This is a genomic window from Mycolicibacter kumamotonensis (genome assembly GCF_002086285.1).
GTDB lineage: Bacteria > Actinomycetota > Actinomycetes > Mycobacteriales > Mycobacteriaceae > Mycobacterium > Mycobacterium kumamotonense.
Window position 1 is genome coordinate 73,768 of the sequence record NZ_MVHU01000018.1, and the last position, 18,143, is coordinate 91,910.

Genomic DNA, 18,143 nt, shown 5'->3' on the forward strand with positions numbered 1-18,143 from the left:
CTCCGTCCGACGCCCAGGATGTCCTCATTCCCCCGATGAAGTGGAACGCCTGGGGCGATCCCGCGGCGGCCAAACCGCTGTCCGACGGCATCCGCCAGCTGTTGAAGGCCGCCCTGGGCATCGAGGGCTCCGATGCCGCCGAAGCCGACCCCGCCCAGGTGCCGCTGCGGCCGTCGGCACTCGCCGATGCCGACCGCCGCGCCCTGGCGGCGATCGTCGGTGCGGAGTTCTGCCGGGTCGACCAGCCCGGCCGGCTCTTGCGCGCCGGCGGAAAGTCCACCCTGGACCTTTTGCGCCGCAACGAATCCGGCGTCCAAGACGCACCTGATGCGGTGCTGTTGCCCGGCGGTCCCGACGGTGAAGACCAGATCACCGAGATCTTGCGCTACTGCAGCGAGCACGGCATCGCGGTGGTCCCGTTCGGCGGCGGCACCAGCGTCGTCGGGGGCCTCGACCCGCTGCGCGGCGACTTCACCGCCGTGGTCTCGCTGGACCTGCGACGCTTCGATGAACTGATCAGCCTCGACGAGGTCTCCGGAGAGGCCGAGTTCGGCGCCGGGGTCACCGGGCCGGACGCCGAACGACTGCTCGGCGAGCGCGGCTTCTCGCTCGGCCACTTCCCGCAGAGCTTCCAGTTCGCCACCCTCGGCGGATTTGCCGCCACCCGCTCCTCGGGCCAGGATTCGGCGGGCTACGGCCGGTTCGACGACATGGTCCGCGGGCTGCGGATGATCACCCCCGCCGGGGTGCTGGACCCCGGACGCGCCCCGGCGTCGGCGGCCGGACCGGACCTGCGCCAGCTGCTGGTCGGCTCGGAGGGCGTCTTCGGCGTCATCACCCGGGTGCGGGTGCGGGTGCATCCGGCGCCGGCGACCACCCGCTACGAGGCGTGGTCGTTCCCGGACTTCGCCACCGGCGCCGCCGCACTGCGGGCGATCACCCAGACCGGCACCGGCGCAACCGTCGTCCGGCTCTCCGACGAGGCCGAGACCGGGGTGAACCTGGCCAGCACCGAGCAGATCGGCGAACAGCAGATCACCGGAGGCTGCCTGGCGATCACGCTGTTCGAGGGAACCGCCGAGCACACCGAGAGCCGGCACGCCGAGACCCGCGCGGTGCTGACCGCCCACGGCGGCACCTCACTGGGCGAAGAGCCGGCACGCGCCTGGGAGCACGGCCGGTTCGCCGCGCCCTACCTGCGGGATTCGCTGCTGGCCGCCGGGGCGCTGTGCGAGACGCTGGAGACCGCCACCAGCTGGTCCAACATCGCGGCACTCAAGACCGCCGTGACCGAGGCACTGACCACCGCGCTGACCGACAGCGGCACGCCCGCGCTGGTGTTGTGCCACATCTCGCACGTCTACCCGACCGGCGCGTCACTGTACTTCACCGTCGTCGCCGGGCAGCGCGGCAACCCGATCGAGCAGTGGCGCGCGGCGAAAACCGCTGCAAGCGAAGCGATCATGCGCAACGGGGGCACCATCACCCACCACCATGCCGTCGGCGCCGACCACCGGCCGTGGATGCGCGACGAGGTGGGCGAGCTCGGTGTGCAGGTGCTGCGGGCGGTCAAGGCCACCCTGGATCCGGCGGGAATTCTCAACCCCGGCAAGCTGATCCCGTGACGCGCTCCATCAGCCGGGTCACCTTGTTGACCAATCCGGCGGCCGGGCACGGCAACGCACGACACGCGGCCGAGCGGGCACTGGCCCGCTTCCAGCAGCGCGGCGTGGACGTCAACCACCTCGTCGGCGCCGATGCCCGCCAGGCGCGCCAGCTGCTCGACGAGGCACTGGCGGCGGGCACCGACGCGGTGGTGGTGGCCGGCGGCGACGGCGTCATCTCGCTGGCGCTGCAGGCGCTGGCGCTCGGTGAGGTGCCGCTGGGCATCGTGCCGGCCGGCACGGGAAACGATCACGCCCGCGAATATGGTCTGCCCACCGGCGATCCCGAGGCGGCCGCCGATGTCGTCGTCGACGGGTGGACGGAGACGGTCGACCTCGGCCATATCGCCCCCGACAACGCCGCCCCGTCCTGGTTCGGCACCGTGATGGCGGCGGGATTCGACTCACTGGTCAGCGACCGCGTCAACCGGATGCGCTGGCCGCACGGCCGGATGCGCTACAACCTGGCCATGGTGGCCGAGATCTCCAAGCTGCGGCTGCTGCCGTTCCGGCTGACCTTCGACGACGACGAGCCACTCGAGGTCGACCTGACGCTGGCGGCGTTCGGCAACACCCGCAGTTACGGCGGCGGCATGCAGATCTGTCCGGGAGCCGACCACAGCGACGGGCTGCTCGACGTCACGATGGTGCATTCGGGGTCACGGACCAAGCTGATCCGGCTGTTCCCCACCGTGTTCAAGGGCACCCATGTGAGCCTGGACGAGGTGAGCACCCGGCGGGCCGCCTCAATACGGGTGGAGTGCCCGGGCATCAACGCCTACGCCGACGGCGACTTCGTCGCCCCACTGCCGGTGACGGTGTCGGCGGTGCCGGGCGCGCTGCAGATCCTGCGTCGCCCCTAACGCGCGAGCAGTCCCCCGCAAGCGGTAGGGACTCAGCCCACGCCGCGGCTGAGCCAGGACACCTCCGCGCCGTCGCCGCCGTCGCGGAAGGCCTCCAGCGCCTCGTCCCAGGCGGTGCCCAACACGGTTTCCAGCTCGGCGGCCAGCGCGTCGGCGCCGGCGGCCATCATCGTGCGCAGGCGATTCTCACCGACCATCACGTCACCGTTGGCGCTCATCGCTCCGCTCCACAACCCCAGCTGCGGAGTGTGGCTGAACCGCTGGCCGTCGACCCCGGCGCTGGGGTCTTCGGTGACCTCGAAGCGCAGCACCGACCAGGAGCGCAGCGCACTGGCCAGCCGAGCGCCGGTGCCCACCGGCCCGACCCAGTTGACCACCGCGCGCAGCTGTCCCGGCATGGCCGGTTGTGGCGTCCAGTTGAGCTTGGCCTGAGCATTCAACGTCGAGGTCAGCGCCCACTCGACGTGCGGGCACACCGCCGCGGGCGACGCGTGGATGTACACCACGCCGCTGGTCACGTCGGCGAATTGATTCGTCGCGCGCATCAGTTGCTCCTTCGGATCCACGAGGGACGTCTTCCCCAACGACCTGGTGGAACCGTGCGGAACGGTGCTGCCGCGAACTCCCGGGTTATTAGTGATGTATGTGTCTATTGTGCCTCGTGAGACGCCTGTTGGCTAGTCCCCGCCGTACTGCGACACGACCGCGTCGGCCAGCTCCGGCCACCGGGGCGTCACCCAGTCGCCGAAGTCGCGGTCGGTGAGCACCACCAGCACCCGCTCGATCGCGGGATCAGCCCAGATCAGAGTGCCTGACTGGCCGAAATGGCCGTAGGTCCGCGCCGAGTTGGCCGCTCCGGTCCAGTGCGGCGACTTGCCGTCGCGGATCTCGAAGCCCAGCCCCCAGTCGTTCGGCCGCTGCGGCCCGTAACCGGGCAACACGCCGTCCAGCCCGGGAAACTGCACGCTGATCGCCTCGGCGTGCAGTTGCGGCGACACCGTGACCGGCGCCAGCAGGTCCCCGGCGAACGCGGCCAGGTCGGCGACGGTCGAGGTGACCCCGAACCCGGCCGCCGCGGCGCCGCCGTCCAGCCGGCTGGCCGCCATCCCCAACGGTCCGAACACCGCCTCGGTCAGGTAGCGGCCGAACTCGATCCCGGACGCGCTCTGCACCGCCTGCGCCAGCACCGCAAAGCCGTGGTTGGAGTACACCCGCCGAGTGCCCGGCTTGGCCAGGACCCGATCGGAGTCCGCCGAGAGCCCCGAGGCGTGCGCCAGCAGGTGGCGCACCGTCGCCCCGGGTGGCCCGGCCGGGGTGTCCAGCTCGATAGCGCCCTCTTCGACCGCGACCTGCAGCGCCCGAGCCACCAGCGGCTTGGTCACCGACGCCAGGTAGAACGGCCGCGACGTGTCTCCGTGGCTGGCCAGCACCCCCTGTGGTCCGATGACGGCGGCGGCCGCGTGATCCACGGGCCAGTCGTTGAGGGCGGCGAGGGCTTCAACTGTGGACATCGGCAGTCAGCCTAGCCCCGGCCGGCGAGCCTGCCGGGCACGGCGCAGGCCCGCGACGGTCGAACGAATGTCCGCCGATGTCGAGACTTCGACGGCAACGCGGGCCATGCTGGAACGGCACCCCACTGGAAAGGAACGCTTCGTGAGCTTTGACACCGTGATACGCGACGGCCGGTGGTTCGACGGCACCGGCGCCCCGTCGGCGATCCGCAACATCGGCATCCGCGACGGGCATATCGCGGCGATCAGCCCCGAACCGCTCGATGAGACGGGCTGCGACCAGGTGATCGACGCCGCCGGCAAATGGGTGCTGCCCGGGCTGATCGACATCCACACCCATTACGACGTCGAGGTGCTCGCAGCGCCTTCGCTGTCGGAGTCGGTCCGCCACGGCGTGACCACCGTGCTGGTGGGCTCCTGCTCGCTGTCCACCATCCACGTCGACGGCGAGGACGCCGGCAACCTGTTCGGCCGGGTGGAGGCCATCCCCCGCCAATACGTGGTCGACACCATCGATCGGTTCAAGACCTGGTCGAGCTGTGCGGACTACATCGCCAGCCTCGAGCAGCTGCCCCTGGGCCCGAATGTGACCGCGTTCATCGGACATTCGGACATGCGCACCGCGATCATGGGGCTCGATCGCGCCACCCGAGCGGACGTGCGGCCCACCGCGGCCGAACAGGCCCGCATGGAGCAGATGCTCGACGAGGCACTGCAGGCGGGATTCGTCGGAATGTCTTCCCAGCAGCTGCTTTTCGACAAGATCGATGGCGATACCTGCCGCTCGCGCACCCTGCCGTCGACGTATGCCAAGCCGAAAGAGCTGCGCCGGCTCAAGTCGAAACTGCGCCGCAGCGGGCGGATCCTGCAGGCCGGGCCGGACGTCAAGAACCCGTTCGACGTCCTCTCCCAGCTGGCCCAAGCCCTGGGCATCTTCCGCCGCCCACTCAAGACCAGCCTGCTGGCCGCCGCCGATGTCAAGAGCAACCCGCTCGCGATCCCGGCGATGATCAAGGCGTCGCGCATGCTGAACAAGCTGGGCGCTGATTTCCGCTGGCAGCACCTGCCGGTGCCGTTCGAGGTGTACGCCGATGGCATCGACCTGGTGATCTTCGAAGAGTTCGGCTCCGGTGCCGAGGCGCTGCACCTTCGGGAGTACGTCGAGCGCGACAAGCTGATGCGCGACGAGGCTTACCGGCGGCGCTTCCGCAAGGATTACGCGAACAAGTACGGTCCGCGGGTCTGGCACCGCGACTTCTTCGACGCCGAGATCGTCGAGTGCCCCGACGCGTCGGTGATCGGCAAGTCGTTCGGTCAGGTCGGGATCGACCGTGGCGGAGTGCATCCGGTTGACGCGTTCCTCGACCTGGTGCTCGAGCACGGCACCGCGCTGCGTTGGCACACCACGATCTCCAACCACCGGCCCGAGGTGCTCAAGAAGATCGCCCGGGAGCCGGGCATCCAGATGGGCTTTTCGGATGCCGGCGCGCACCTGCGCAACATGGCGTTCTACAACATGGGCCTGCGGTTGCTTCGCCACGTCGTCGACGCCCAGCAGGCAGGTCAGCCGTTCCTGACTGTCGAGCAGGCGGTGCACCGGCTGACGGGCGAACTGGCCGACTGGTATCGGATCGACGCCGGGCATCTGCGGGTCGGTGACCGCGCCGACGTGCTGGTCGTCGACCCCGATCATCTCGACGCCACGCTGGACGCCTATGCCGAGGAGCCCTTCGCGCAATACGGCGGCATGTCACGCATGGTCAACCGCAACGATCAGACCGTCACGGCCGTGTTCGTCTCGGGACGTGCGGTATTCCTGGACGGCCGGCCCACCGACATCCTCGGCAGACAACGCACCGGAAGCTTCCTGCGCGCCGATACCCGCACCCCCGCGGTCGCCGCGCAAGCCACGGCGCAGGGCGCCGCACCGGGCACCTAAGGTTGACTGCATGAGTCAGACAGTGCGCGGTGTGATCTCCCGAGAACAAGGCAAACCCGTCGAGGTGACCGACATCGTGATCCCGGATCCGGGCCCCAACGACGTCGTCGTCGCCATCACGGCCTGCGGGGTGTGTCACACCGATCTGACCTACCGCGACGGTGGCATCAATGATTCGTATCCGTTCTTGTTAGGCCACGAGGCCGCCGGGACCGTGGAGGCGGTGGGTTCGGCGGTGAGCGCGGTCGAGCCCGGCGACTTCGTGATCCTGAATTGGCGTGCGGTGTGCGGGCAGTGCCGGGCCTGCAAGCGCGGCCGGCCGCACCTGTGCTTTGACACCTTCAACGCCTCGGTACCGATGACCCTGACCGACGGCACCGAACTCACCCCGGCACTGGGTATCGGCGCGTTCGCCGACAAGACCCTGGTGCATGAGGGGCAGTGCACCAAGGTCGATCCGGGCGCTGATCCGGCGGTGGCCGGGCTGTTGGGCTGCGGGGTGATGGCCGGTCTGGGCGCGGCGATCAACACCGGCGGCGTCAGCCGTGACGACACCGTCGCGGTGATCGGCTGCGGCGGCGTGGGCGACGCCGCGATCGCGGGCGCGGCCCTGGTGGGTGCCCGGCGCATCATCGCCGTGGACACCGACGAGACCAAGCTGGCCTGGGCCCGAGACTTCGGCGCCACCGACACCGTCAACGCCGGCACCCAGGACCCGGTCGAGGCGATCCAGGAGCTCACCGACGGTTTCGGTGCTGATGTGGTGATCGATGCGGTGGGTCGACCGGAGACCTGGAAGCAGGCGTTCTACGCGCGTGATCTGGCCGGAACCGTTGTGCTGGTGGGAGTCCCGACACCGGATATGCGCTTGGAGATGCCGCTGGTGGACTTCTTCTCCCGCGGCGGGTCACTGAAGTCGTCCTGGTATGGCGATTGTTTGCCCGAGCGTGACTTCCCGACCCTGATCAGTCTGTATCTGCAGGGGCGGCTGCCGCTGGAGAAATTCGTCTCCGAACGCATCGGCCTCGACGACATCGAGGAGGCGTTCGCAAAGATGCACGACGGTACGGTGCTGCGTTCGGTGGTGGTGCTGTGAGCGGCATCGAGCGGGTCGTCACCAGCGGCACCTTCGCACTCGACGGCGGCAGTTGGGACGTCGACAACAACATCTGGATCGTCGGTGACGATTCGCAGGTGGTGGTCTTCGACGCCGCCCACGACGCGGCACCGATCCTCGACGCGGTCGGGGGCCGCAAGGTGGTGGCGGTGGTGTGTACGCACGGCCACAACGACCACATCACGGTGGCGCCGCAGCTCGGCGAAACCCTCGACGCCCCGGTGTGGCTGCACCCGGCCGACGAGATGCTGTGGCAGATGACGCACCCGGACAACAACTTCGAGCCGATCTCGGACAACCAGACGCTGCGGGTGGCCGGCACCGAGCTGCAAGCCCTGCACACCCCGGGCCACTCGCCGGGCTCGGTGTGCTGGTATGCCCCGGACCTGGGGGCGGTGTTCAGTGGCGACACACTGTTCTGCGGTGGCCCGGGCGCCACCGGACGCTCGTTCTCGGACTTTCCCACGATCCTGGCCTCGATCTCCGAGCAGCTCGGCACACTACCGGCCGAAACCGTCGTCTACACCGGCCACGGCGACACCACCCGCATCGGGGATGAACTGGTGAACTACGACGACTGGGTGGCACGCGGCCACTGATGCTCAGCGTCCGTCGAGGATTCGCCGCTTCTCGGTCTCGAACTCCGCCTGCGTCAATGCCCCGCAATCACGCAGTGCCGTAATCGTTTTGAGTTGCTCGATGCGCACCCCTTCACCGTCGGGGACGAATTCCGCCCCGGCCGGCGCCGGGCTGCCACGACGCGCCGGCCCGTACCGCGCCGCGATTAGGCCCACGACTGCGAACCCGAACACGGCCGCGAACACCCACACCAGTGACCCGTGGGTACTGGGCGCGCCGAAGGCCAGCCGCGGCGCGATGAATCCGCCGACCTGCCCGTCGGTGGTGATCCGATAGTCACCCGCCTCGGCCACCCGCATCCGCCACAACCGCCGCCGGGTGTCGTTGTTGACCGTCGTGGTGACCCCGACGCTCTCCTCGAACTGCGGTTCGGCCACCCCGGCTGGCGGCTGCACATCCAGGCTCAGCGGCGGCACCGGCAGGCCGGCACCGCTGGGGCTGGCGATCACCCGGGTGTGCAGGCTCACCGTCACCTCCCCCGCCGGTAGCCGGACAGTGCCGGACCCCGGGATCGGCACCTCGCCGTAGGCGTTGTAGCGGTCCAGCACGAACACATTGAGGACCAACGCCACCACGAAACCGACCACTCCGACGACCATCAGGGCCACCGCGACCGGCACCGCAACCCGCCGGCTCGCCCGCGCAGCGCTCATTCGGGCAGTGTGCCACGCTGGCACCCGAAGATCCTGCCGACGCCGACCCCCTCCCCCCGCATTCGCTACCGTCTGGGGTATCGGCGAATACCTTTGGCGGTCGGAGGTGCATATGCCAGAGTCGAGCATCGTCGTCCGCCCGGAGCCTGCCGGTACCCCTTCGCGGCGGTTGCAGGCGGCCGGCCTGGCCCATGCCACCGCCGTGTTCGAGCAACTGGCGGCGACGGTTCCCCTGCCCACCGCCCCGCGCCCGATCGTCGTCGCCGACTACGGGGCCGCCACCGGCTACAACTCCTTGCTTCCGATCGGCGCCGCCATTGCGGTGTTCCGCCGGCGCACCCGCCCCGACCACGCCGTCCTGGTGACCCACACCGACCTGCCCGACAACGACTTCACCGCGCTGTTCACGACGCTGGCCGACGACCCCGACAGCTACACCCGCAAGGACTCGGCCAGCTTCCCGTCGGCGATAGGCCGGTCGTTCTACGACCAGATCCTGCCGTCGCAGAGCGTCAACCTGGGCTGGACCTCCTGGGCGACGATGTGGCTGCGCCGGCCCGCCGCGGACCTGCCCGAATTCGATGACCACGTCCATGTCGACCACAGCGACGATGCCGCCGCACGCCAAGAGTACGCACGCCGGGCCGCCCAGGACTGGCATGATTTTCTGGCCTTCCGCGGCCGGGAACTGGCCCCCGGCGGCAAGCTGCTGGTGTTGACCGCGGCCGTCGACGCGCAGGGCCGCTCGGGCTACCAGCCCGTGCTCGACGCGATCGTCGCGGTGCTCGCCGAACAGGTCCGCGAGGGCGTGCTGAGCCGCGACGAACTCGCCAGGATGACGATCCCGGTGCTCGGCCGCAGCGAGAAGGAACTGCGCGCACCGTTCGCGCCGGCCGGGCGATTCGAAGCGCTGACGATCGAGCGGTTGGAGGTGTTCGACGCCGAAGACCGGTTCTGGAGCCGCTATCTGGTCGATGGCGACGCGGGCGCGCTGGGCACCCAATGGGCCACGTTCACCAGCGGCGCGATCTTTCCGGCCCTGACCGCCGCACTCGCCGGCGGGACCGCCGACCCGCGGGCGGGTGAATTCGTGCAGCGCCTGGAAGCCGGGGTCGCCGCCCGGTTGGCGAGCAGCCCGCAGCAGGTGCAGATTCCGCTGGCACTGGTGGTGCTGGCCAAACGCGCGCGGTGACCGCTACGGGCTGACCGGCGCCTCGGTGGGTACCGGAGGAGCCGGATTTTCCGGGCTTGCCGGGAGCTCTGGAATCACCGGCGCGGCAGGCGGGACCGGCTCGGGGCGGGGCGCAAACGCCGGTGGCAGCTGGGCGGTCGACGACGGGGTCGTAGTGGCAGACACCGTGGTCTGCACGCCGGAATCGGGTTCGGTGTCGGCGGCGTTGCGCAGCAGCAGCACGGCCAGCGTGCCCAACAGCATCGCGACCAGCGCGGCCAGGATGACCACCGGGACCGGGCGCCGGTACCACTGGACGCCACCGCGGCCGACGCTCTCGTCGGGTTCCGGCGCCGCGGGCTGGCGCGGTGGTGTCGGGGCGGGGCGCGGTGGCGGCGTGATCAGGGGTTTGAGGGCCGCGTTCGCGGGAGTGTCGGCCGGTGGTGGCGGGGGCTCCGCCGGCGGCGGCGGAGGGGTCTCGGGGAACGGCGGCGGCTCGGCCGGCGGTGGCACCTTCTTCGGGGTGGCCACCACATTGCCCGCGACGCTCAGCGCGGCGCCGATGGCGGCGGTCAGCTGCGGCCGGGGCGAGCTGATGACAGGAGCCCCGAAGCGTTGCGACAGGCCGGTGGTGACGGTCGGCATGTTGGCCCCACCGCCGACCGACACGATCGCCGACAGCTCATCAGGAGCAATACCGTTGTCGTCCAAGGTGTTCTGCAGCACCGTGAAGAAACCTTCGAGCGGCTGACGCAGCACCTCGTCGAGTTCGGCGCGGGTCAGCCAGACGCCGCCGTGGAAACCCGCGAGTTCGGCCACCGTCTCGGTCGACAGCTGCTCCTTGGCGTCGCGGCACTGGTTGCGCAACCTGGTCAGCGACCCGACCGTCGGCGGCCCGTCACCGTTGCCGCCCAGGTCGGCCACCACGTGATCCAGCAGCGCCTGATCGATCACATCACCCGAGAACGTGGTGATGCGGCGGGTGGGGCCGATCGGTTCGAACCCCCGCCCGGCGTCGACCAGGCTGATGTTGGTTCCGCTGCCGCCGAAGTCGCACACCGCGATGGTGCCGTGATCCGGCAGGCCCGGATTGGCTTGCAGGGCGGTCAGCACCGCCGTGGTGTCGGAGATCAGTGTCACCGGATGCTGCGCCCATTCCGAGACCCGGCCCAACGCAGTGCGCAGCGCCGCGACGGCCTCCCGCGACCAGTGGGCGGGGTGGGTGACCGCCACCGCGGGCGGAATCGGGCGTCCCTCGGTCGCGGCGTAGGCCAGCGCGTGCAATCCGTCGCCGAGCAATTGCTCGGCGCGGTGGGTCGACCCGTCGCCGGCCACCACCGGCTCGCCGCCGCCGACCCGGTCGACGAAATCGGTCACCACCAGGCCTCGTTCGTCGAGGGCGGCATTGACTGCGGAATTCTCAGACGGCATGCCGATCTGGGATGGCCGGTCGCGGAAGAGCGTCAGCACCGGCCGCCGGGTGATCGCGCGATCGGCGGTGACCGCCGCCAAAGTGGTCGCTCCGACGGACATGCCCATCGCGGGGCCTGTGTCATGCGCCATGCTGTCCCGTCCACGGTGTCCACCGGCGGTCGAACGCACCGGATCGGATGCAATTTTATCGATGAGCATCCTGTTTACCCGGCATTGCAACGCCATTGGTGCGCCGAACGGCTCGCATTCGTGCCCGCGGGGGGCCTCGGGGACCGCGGGGGCGGCGTCGGGTTACGAGTTTGCTCCGGCGCCGACACCCGATGGTTTCCTCGCCGATTCCGGGGCGACACGTGACGGTAACCGCACGCTCACCGCGGCACGTCTCAGTCACGATTCAGACCGTCGACATGGTCTGCACAGCGGCCCGATGCGCGATTGTCACGAACCCGGTATTACGTTAATTCCCAGCATTGTCTGCCCACGTCGTGCCACGACTTATGCCACCATGTACGGGTGAACACACCTCGGATACTGCGCTCCCTCGGTGTTGTGCTGGCACTGACCTGGCTGCTGCAGAGCACCGCCGTCACCCCTCCCTCCGCCTCTGCCGACCCTTGCCCCGACGTCCAAGTCTTGTTTGCTAGAGGCACCGACGAGGCCACCGGGATCGGTGAGACCGGGCAAGCATTCGTCGATGCGCTCCGGCCCCGGATCGGTGAGCGATCCATGGACGTCTATGCGGTCGACTACCCGGCCACCAACGACTGGCCGACGGGTATCCAGGGCATCCGGGACGCCACCACTCATATCGAGGCCACCGCGGCGAATTGCCCCAAGACCAAGATGGTGCTTAGCGGTTTCTCGCAGGGCGCCGCGGTGATGGGATTCTCCACCGCCAACGTCATCCCCGACGGGGTGGAAGGGGTGGATGTACCACGGCCGATGCCCCCCGAGGTGGCTGACCATGTCGCCGCCGTGGTGCTCTTCGGCACCCCGAACGAGCGGGCGATGAACTTCCTGGGCCAACCGCCCGTGGTCATCGGCCCTGCGTACGCGTCCAAGACCATCCAACTGTGCACGCCGGAAGACCCGGTCTGCTCTGAAGGGATGAATTTCGCGGCGCACGCACCCGGCGCCTACGACAGCATCGTCGACGAGGGTGCGGCCTACGCGGCAAACCGCCTGTAACCACCGTGTTCGCGGCCGGGCACCCGTCCCGCGCTTTGCTGATGGAAGCGTCGTCGCTGCTGGCCGGTTGCGGCTCGCCGGTGCCGGACCTGGCCGCCGACGCAACCCGAGCACGGCCCCGGGTATCGCCTGCCGGCGGTCCCACACCGCTCCCGGAGGCTTCGCACTGTGCAGATCGGGCCGGAACGGTGAGTGAATGCCGACCCGCGGGACGGTCCCAAGACGGCGGCATGTCAGCATTTAGGGATGACTTTGCGTGACACTGTTCGCACCGTCGCTGCCACGATGATGCTGACGGGAGTGCTGCTGGGCGCGCCGGCGGGCCTGCCCGCCGCCGCCGCGGAGCCCTGCCCGGACACCGAGGTGGTGTTTGCCCGCGGCTCCGGTCAGCCTCCCGGTCTCGGTGACGTCGGGGAGGCTTTCGTGGCTTCGCTGAAGGAACAGCTGCCCGGCCGCGACGTGCAGGTCTACCCGGTCGAATATCCGGCCAGCACCGACTACCGCAACAGCGCACAGCTCGGTGAGGGTGACGCCACCGCACACATCCAGGTCACCGTCGCCAACTGCCCGAACACCAAACTCGTGCTGGGCGGTTACTCGCAGGGCGCCAGTGTGATCGCGATGTCGAGCAATTCGTTGCCGCCCGCGGTCACCCACCATGTCGTCGCGGTAGCGCTCTTCGGTCCGCCGTCGAGTCCCTACTCGACCGCGCTGTGGGGCGGCCCGCTGCCGGTACTCGCGGCGTCCTACCGCCCCAAGAGCATCGACTTCTGCCTCGCGGGTGACATCTACTGCGAAGAGAGCGGCAGCGTCGTCCCGCACCTGATGTATGTCCAGGACGGCAAGGCCGACGAGGGCGCGGCGTTCGCCGCGAATCGCCTGACGATCAGTTAGGCCGCTGGGTTAGAACACACTCGGGATCCGCGCGTCGATCAGGTGCGGTCCCGGTTCGGCCAGCGCCCGGCGGAACTGTTCGGCGAGTTCCTCGCAGGTGGTCGCCACGCTCGCCGGCACCCCGAACCCCTCGGCGATCTTGGCGAAATCCATGTTCGGCCGCGACAGGTCCAGCAGGTCTTCCGCCTTCGGACCGTGGCCCCCTTCGCTCTCGGCGCCGACGCGGGCCAGCTCCATGCGCAGGATAGCGTACGAGCTGTTGTTGATCAATACCGTGGTCACATCGGCGTTCTCCCGCGCCATCGACCACAACGCGGAGATGGTGTAGGCGGCGCTGCCGTCGGCCTGCAGCGCGATCACCGGCCGGTCCGGGGCGGCGACGGCAGCGCCCAGCGCCACCGGCAGTCCCTGTCCGATCGCCCCGCCGGTGAGGGTGAGCACGTCGTGGCGCGCTGCCCCGGCGGTGGCCGCCGGCAGCATCAGGCCCGAGGTGTTGGACTCATCGGAGATGATCGCGTTGTCGGGCAGCAGGGCGCCGATCACCTGCACCCAGTTCTGCGGGGTCAGCTGTCCGGCCGGAAGTTCCGGGGCGGCAGCGGGTGCCGGCCGCGGCTGCACGCCGGGCGCCACCGCGTCGGCCAATTGCGTCAGCGCCGCGACCACGTCGGTCTCCAGTCCGGCCAGGTTGTGGACCAGGCAGCCCTCGGGGACCAGGTCGCTGGGCTTGCCGGGATAGGCGAAGAACGACACCGGGGCCCGGGTGCCGGCGACCACCAGGTGCTTGATTCCGTCGAGTTGGAAGGCGGCCTGCTCGGCCAGGTAGCCGAGCCGGTCGATCGGCGGCACGCCGGCACCGCGAGCCAGTCGGGTCGGGAAGGTCTCGACCAGGGCGCGGGCCCCGGTCGCGGCGGAGATCCGGTCGGTGGCCTCCAGGGCGCCCACGTCGGCCACGGCGGGGCCCCCGATCAGCAGCGCAACCGGCTCGCCGCTGCGCAGCACGTCGGCGATCTCGGCGACAACCTGTCCGTCGGGGGCGGCCGCAGCGAGTGGTTCGACCGGCCCGGCCGCTTGGGCGCCGTCATCCCAGGAGATGTCGGCGGGCAGGATCAGGTTGGCCACCTGCGCGGGGCTGGCCATCGCGGCGGCCACCGCTTCGGCGGCATCGCGGCCGATCTCGGTCCCGGAGCCGGTGCGGCGCGCCCAGCCGTGGGTCCAGTCGGTCAGCGGTTCGATGTCGGATTCCAGCGGCGCGTCGTACTTCTTGTGGTAGGTGGCGTGGTCGCCGATGACGTTGACCACCGGCACGTGGGCACGGCGGGCGTTGTGCAGGTTGGCCAGGCCGTTGCCCAGCCCGGGGCCCAGGTGCAGCAGAGTGGCGGCCGGTTTTCCGGCGATCCGGGCGTAGCCGTCGGCGGCGCCGGTCACCACGCCCTCGAACAGGCACAGCACCCCGCGCATCTGCGGCACCGAGTCCAAGGCGGCCACGAAGTGCATCTCGGAGGTGCCGGGATTGGCGAAACAGACCTGCACGCCGCTGTCGACCAGGGTGGTGATCAGGGCCTGTGCTCCGTTGGTCATGGGGTTGCCTTTCTTGACGGGCACCGAAGTATGCGGGAAGCGCGCACTCTGTTGCCTATAGAAGCACGCCGGGGTTGAGGATCCCGGCGGGGTCGAAGGCGGCCTTGATGCGGCGCATCAGGGCGATCTTGACCGGATCCTCCAGGTCCAGGAAATGTTGCGTCTTGACCCTCCCCAGGCCGTGTTCGCCGGAGATCGCGCCCCCCAATGCCATCGCCGCGGCGAAGATGTCGTGCAGCAGCCGGTGCCGGACATCGTCGTCGGCGCAGAACACCGCCAGGTGGACGTTCCCGTCGCCGGCGTGTCCGCAGCCGACCACCCCGGCGCCCGCCTGCTGCGCGAAACCTTGTGCTCGGGTGAAGAATTCATGCATGACCGCGCGCGGGACCACCACGTCGATGACGTCGTGGGCGCCGGCGGCCTTGGCCGTCCAGAACGCCTTCTCGCGGGCCTCGATCAGGGCGTGCGCCGAATTGCCCTCCAGCACATAGACGTCGACCGCCCCGAGTGATCCCAGCAATTCGCCCAGCATCGCCACGTCGTCGTCGAGCCGGTCGTGGTCTCGGTTCTCCACCCCGATCACCAGGTGCGCCTCGGCGGTGTCGCGAACGGCGTCGGGGATGCCCAGGTTGAGGTTCTGCGAGTAACTGATGGCGGCCAGTGTCAGCTTGTCGACGTATTCGAGGATCACCGGGTCCACCCCGCTGCGCACCACCGTCGGTACGGCGCGCATCACCGCGGGCAGGTCGGCGAACGGAGCCAGCAGGGTGGCCGAGTGCGCCAGCCGCGGGTAGAGCCGCACGGTGACCTCGGTGGCCAGGGCGCAGGTGCCCTCGGAGCCGATGATCAGCTGGGTCAGGTCGTATCCGGTGGACAGCTTGGTGATCCGGCCACCGGTGCGGATCAGCTCGCCGGTAGGCAGCGCGGCCTGCAGCCCGAGCACGTTGTGGCGGGTCACCCCGTACTTGACCGCGCGCATGCCGCCGGCGTTGGTGCCGACGTTGCCGCCGACGCTGGCCGACAGCTCCCCGGGAAAGACGGTGTACATCAACCCCGCCTCGGCGGTCGCGGTGTCGAGGTCGGCCAGAGTGACCCCGGGTTGGACCACCGCGACCTGATTGTCGGTGTCGATCTCGCAGATCGCGTTCATCTTCTCGAAGGAGATCAGCAGACCGTCGGCACACGGCCGGGCGCCGGCCGACAGTCCGGTACCGGACCCGCGGGCGGTCACCGGGACCTTGGCCTCGGTGGCGGCGGCCAGCAGCGCCGCGACCTGCTCGGCGGTCTGCGGGCGGACGAGGTAGCGCGGTGTCACCGGTGCGCCGATCAGCGCCTCGTCGTGGGCGTAGTCGGGGCCGATCTGGTCGCCGGTGAGCAGTCCGGCGGCGCCGACGATGTCGGCGAACCCCTGCGCGACTGCGGCATCTACCATGCGGCCCTCACTTCCCGAATCCGGCGTCCCGCAGCGCCTGGGCCATCGACCCGCCGGCCGGGGCCGCATCCCGGCGCCCGGCACCGTTGCCGGGACGCCGCCCCCGATTCTGCTTGGCCGCGTCGTTGCGCGCAGCGGGTTTGGGGCCGCGAGCCGGCTTATCCCCCAACCGCAGGCTCAGCCCGATCCGTTGGCGGTCGATGTCGACGTCGACGACCTTCACCTTCACCACCTGCCCGGAGCGGACCACCTCGTGCGGGTCGGAGACGAATCGGTCCGACATCGCCGAGACGTGCACCAAGCCGTCCTGGTGCACCCCGACGTCGACGAACGCGCCGAACGCCGCAACGTTGGTCACCACGCCCTCCAGGACCATGCCCACCTTCAGGTCGGCGATCTTCTCCACACCCGCGGCGAACGTCGCGGTGGAGAACGCCGGTCTCGGGTCGCGTCCGGGCTTCTCCAACTCGGCGAGGATGTCGGTCACGGTCGGGACCCCGAATCGGTCATCGGCGAAGTCGCCCGGATTCAGCGACCGCAGCACTCGCTCATCACCGATGATCTCCGCCAGGGAAACTCCCGAGCGGTCCAGGATGCGCCGGACCACCGGGTAGGCCTCCGGGTGCACCCCCGAGGAGTCCAGCGGGTCGTCGCCGTCACGGATGCGCAGGAACCCGGCGCACTGCTCGAATGCCTTGGGCCCCAACCGCGGCACGTCGAGCAGCGCGGCCCGGTTGCGAAACGGCCCGGTCTGGTCGCGGTGGGCCACGATGGATTCGGCCAGCGATTCCGAGACCCCCGACACCTTGGCCAGCAGCGGCGCAGAAGCGGTGTTGAGGTCGACGCCGACCGCGTTCACGGCGTCTTCGACGACCGCGTCGAGGCTGCGGGCCAGGATGCCCGGCGTCACGTCGTGCTGGTACTGGCCGACCCCGATGGACTTCGGCTCGATCTTGACCAGCTCGGCCAGCGGATCCTGCAGCCGCCGCGCGATCGACACCGCCCCGCGCAGGGTGACGTCGAGATCGGGCAGTTCATGTGCGGCGTAGGCCGACGCCGAATACACCGAGGCGCCGTCCTCGCTGACCATCGCCTTGACCGGGGCGGCGGCCCCCGCGGATCGGAGGTCGGCGATCAGTTCGGCGGCCAGGGCGTCGGTCTCCCGCGACGCGGTGCCGTTGCCGACGGCGATCAGCTCCACGCCGTGCCGGGCGACCAGTGCGGCCAGCGTCGCCTTGGCCTGATCCCACTGCTTCTGCGGTTGGTGCGGGAAGATCGCGCAGGTGTCGAGCACCTTGCCGGTGCCGTCCACAACGGCGACCTTCACCCCGGTGCGAAAGCCCGGGTCCAGCCCGAGCGTGGTGCGGTTACCCGCGGGCGCGGCCAGCAGCAGGTCCTTGAGGTTGCGGGCGAACACCGCGACCGCGTCGGATTCGGCGCGCTGCTTGAGCCGCATCCGGGCGTCGACCGCCGCGGAGAACGCCAGCCGGGTCTCCCAGGCCCACCGCACCGTCTCGGCCAGCCACGGCGTCGCCTCGCCGGGTGCGGTCATGTCCACGCCCAGCGACCGGGCGACCATCGCCTGATAGGGCTCGCCGTCGCCGCCGTCGAAGGCCAGCGCCAGGGCCTCCTCCTTTTCGCCGCGCAGCACCGCCAGCACCCGGTGCGACGGCATGGTTACCAGCGCCTCGCTGAAGTCAAAATAGTCCCGGAACTTCTGTGCCGCAGCGCTTTTCGCGGCATCTTCGGAGCGCGGCATGGTCCGCAGCGAGCCGGCCGACCAGAACTTCTCCCGCACGGCACCCACCAGTTCGGCGTCCTCGGCGGCCCGTTCGACCAGGATGGCGCGCGCCCCCTCCAGCGCCGCGACCGCATCGGCGACCGCCTCGCCGGTGTATTCCGAAGCGATCTGCTGCGGGTTCAGTGTCGGGTCGGCCAGCAGCCGGTCGGCCAGCGGTTCCAGACCCGCTTCGCGGGCGATCTGTGAATCGCCCTGGATTCGTCGGAGGCTCGAGCTATTGGATTCCGACCAGGGGTTGGTCGGTCCGTGATGCATCGTA

General features: G+C 69.9%; 15 protein-coding genes. 8 read left to right on the top strand and 7 right to left on the bottom strand.

Translation table 11 applies throughout. From position 1 onward, the window contains the following. Positions 1-35 precede the first annotated feature (35 nt). Together BST28_RS13370 and BST28_RS13375 are read left to right on the top strand one after the other, a co-directional pair. Positions 36-1,625: an FAD-binding oxidoreductase gene (locus BST28_RS13370; RefSeq protein ID WP_109560697.1), complete on the top strand. Its 1,590-nt coding sequence runs from the start codon at positions 36-38 to the stop codon at positions 1,623-1,625. After that, positions 1,622-2,527, top strand: a complete 906-nt coding sequence (locus BST28_RS13375) for a diacylglycerol kinase (protein ID WP_065288793.1) — start codon at positions 1,622-1,624, stop codon at positions 2,525-2,527. Before BST28_RS13370 ends, BST28_RS13375 begins: the two co-directional genes overlap by 4 nt. Positions 2,528-2,559: 32 nt before the next feature. Here BST28_RS13375 and BST28_RS13380 read toward each other — a convergent pair whose 3' ends face one another. After that, complete coding sequence (locus BST28_RS13380; protein WP_043337966.1) at positions 2,560-3,072, bottom strand: DUF3145 domain-containing protein; 513 nt, start codon at positions 3,070-3,072, stop codon at positions 2,560-2,562. A 132-nt stretch (positions 3,073-3,204) separates the two neighbouring features. After that, the gene (locus BST28_RS13385) at positions 3,205-4,038 is read right to left on the bottom strand and encodes a serine hydrolase domain-containing protein (protein ID WP_065288794.1); all 834 of its coding nucleotides are present in this window, start codon (positions 4,036-4,038) and stop codon (positions 3,205-3,207) included. A 106-nt stretch (positions 4,039-4,144) separates the two neighbouring features. Between BST28_RS13385 and BST28_RS13390 the strand changes: the two genes are divergently transcribed. From BST28_RS13390 to BST28_RS13400, 3 genes are read left to right on the top strand one after another with little or no spacing between them, the layout of a single operon-like run. Next, entirely contained in the window at positions 4,145-5,977 is a 1,833-nt protein-coding gene (locus BST28_RS13390; protein WP_083081373.1) for an N-acyl-D-amino-acid deacylase family protein, read from the top strand. A 10-nt stretch (positions 5,978-5,987) separates the two neighbouring features. Further along, positions 5,988-7,073 (top strand): S-(hydroxymethyl)mycothiol dehydrogenase, encoded by a 1,086-nt coding sequence (locus tag BST28_RS13395; RefSeq protein WP_083081359.1) that lies wholly within the window; start codon positions 5,988-5,990, stop codon positions 7,071-7,073. Beyond that, entirely contained in the window at positions 7,070-7,693 is a 624-nt protein-coding gene (locus tag BST28_RS13400) for an MBL fold metallo-hydrolase (RefSeq protein WP_083081361.1), read from the top strand. Before BST28_RS13395 ends, BST28_RS13400 begins: the two co-directional genes overlap by 4 nt. A gap of 3 nt (positions 7,694-7,696) precedes the next feature. On the opposite strand, the gene BST28_RS13405 is transcribed toward BST28_RS13400, so the two are convergent. Then, a complete protein-coding gene (locus BST28_RS13405; protein WP_065289511.1) occupies positions 7,697-8,386 on the bottom strand; it encodes an SHOCT domain-containing protein in 690 nt (229 codons plus the stop codon). 112 nt (positions 8,387-8,498) lie between these two features. Between BST28_RS13405 and BST28_RS13410 the strand changes: the two genes are divergently transcribed. Further along, on the top strand, positions 8,499-9,578 hold the full coding sequence (locus BST28_RS13410) for a class I SAM-dependent methyltransferase (protein ID WP_065289512.1): 1,080 nt from the start codon (positions 8,499-8,501) through the stop codon (positions 9,576-9,578). A 3-nt stretch (positions 9,579-9,581) separates the two neighbouring features. Here the strand turns inward: BST28_RS13410 and BST28_RS13415 are convergent, their stop codons facing one another. Then, complete coding sequence (locus BST28_RS13415) at positions 9,582-11,120, bottom strand: Hsp70 family protein (protein ID WP_083081363.1); 1,539 nt, start codon at positions 11,118-11,120, stop codon at positions 9,582-9,584. Positions 11,121-11,504: 384 nt separating this feature from the next. On the opposite strand from BST28_RS13415, the gene BST28_RS13420 reads away from it, so the two are divergent. Then, positions 11,505-12,179: a cutinase family protein gene (locus BST28_RS13420; protein WP_019735954.1), complete on the top strand. Its 675-nt coding sequence runs from the start codon at positions 11,505-11,507 to the stop codon at positions 12,177-12,179. A gap of 246 nt (positions 12,180-12,425) precedes the next feature. Beyond that, positions 12,426-13,073, top strand: a complete 648-nt coding sequence (locus BST28_RS13425) for a cutinase family protein (protein ID WP_029248972.1) — start codon at positions 12,426-12,428, stop codon at positions 13,071-13,073. Between the two features lie 9 nt (positions 13,074-13,082). On the opposite strand, the gene BST28_RS13430 is transcribed toward BST28_RS13425, so the two are convergent. The 3 genes from BST28_RS13430 to BST28_RS13440 all read right to left on the bottom strand — a co-directional run. Next, on the bottom strand, positions 13,083-14,651 hold the full coding sequence (locus tag BST28_RS13430) for an acetolactate synthase large subunit (protein WP_083081365.1): 1,569 nt from the start codon (positions 14,649-14,651) through the stop codon (positions 13,083-13,085). 55 nt (positions 14,652-14,706) lie between these two features. Beyond that, entirely contained in the window at positions 14,707-16,083 is a 1,377-nt protein-coding gene (locus BST28_RS13435) for an FAD-binding oxidoreductase (protein ID WP_065289514.1), read from the bottom strand. Positions 16,084-16,090: 7 nt separating this feature from the next. Further along, positions 16,091-18,143 (bottom strand): Tex family protein (locus tag BST28_RS13440; RefSeq protein ID WP_083081375.1); only part of this gene is annotated, 2,053 nt, incomplete at its 5' end.

Coding starts and splice junctions, on each gene's coding strand:
- BST28_RS13370 (WP_109560697.1), top strand. CDS start 36: ATGAAGTGGAACGCCTGGGGCGATCCCGCGGCGGCCAAACCGCTGTCC.
- BST28_RS13380 (WP_043337966.1), bottom strand. CDS start 3,072: ATGCGCGCGACGAATCAATTCGCCGACGTGACCAGCGGCGTGGTGTAC.
- BST28_RS13385 (WP_065288794.1), bottom strand. CDS start 4,038: ATGTCCACAGTTGAAGCCCTCGCCGCCCTCAACGACTGGCCCGTGGAT.
- BST28_RS13390 (WP_083081373.1), top strand. CDS start 4,145: ATGCTGGAACGGCACCCCACTGGAAAGGAACGCTTCGTGAGCTTTGAC.
- BST28_RS13395 (WP_083081359.1), top strand. CDS start 5,988: ATGAGTCAGACAGTGCGCGGTGTGATCTCCCGAGAACAAGGCAAACCC.
- BST28_RS13405 (WP_065289511.1), bottom strand. CDS start 8,386: ATGAGCGCTGCGCGGGCGAGCCGGCGGGTTGCGGTGCCGGTCGCGGTG.
- BST28_RS13410 (WP_065289512.1), top strand. CDS start 8,499: ATGCCAGAGTCGAGCATCGTCGTCCGCCCGGAGCCTGCCGGTACCCCT.
- BST28_RS13415 (WP_083081363.1), bottom strand. CDS start 11,120: ATGGCGCATGACACAGGCCCCGCGATGGGCATGTCCGTCGGAGCGACC.
- BST28_RS13425 (WP_029248972.1), top strand. CDS start 12,426: ATGACTTTGCGTGACACTGTTCGCACCGTCGCTGCCACGATGATGCTG.
- BST28_RS13430 (WP_083081365.1), bottom strand. CDS start 14,651: ATGACCAACGGAGCACAGGCCCTGATCACCACCCTGGTCGACAGCGGC.
- BST28_RS13435 (WP_065289514.1), bottom strand. CDS start 16,083: ATGGTAGATGCCGCAGTCGCGCAGGGGTTCGCCGACATCGTCGGCGCC.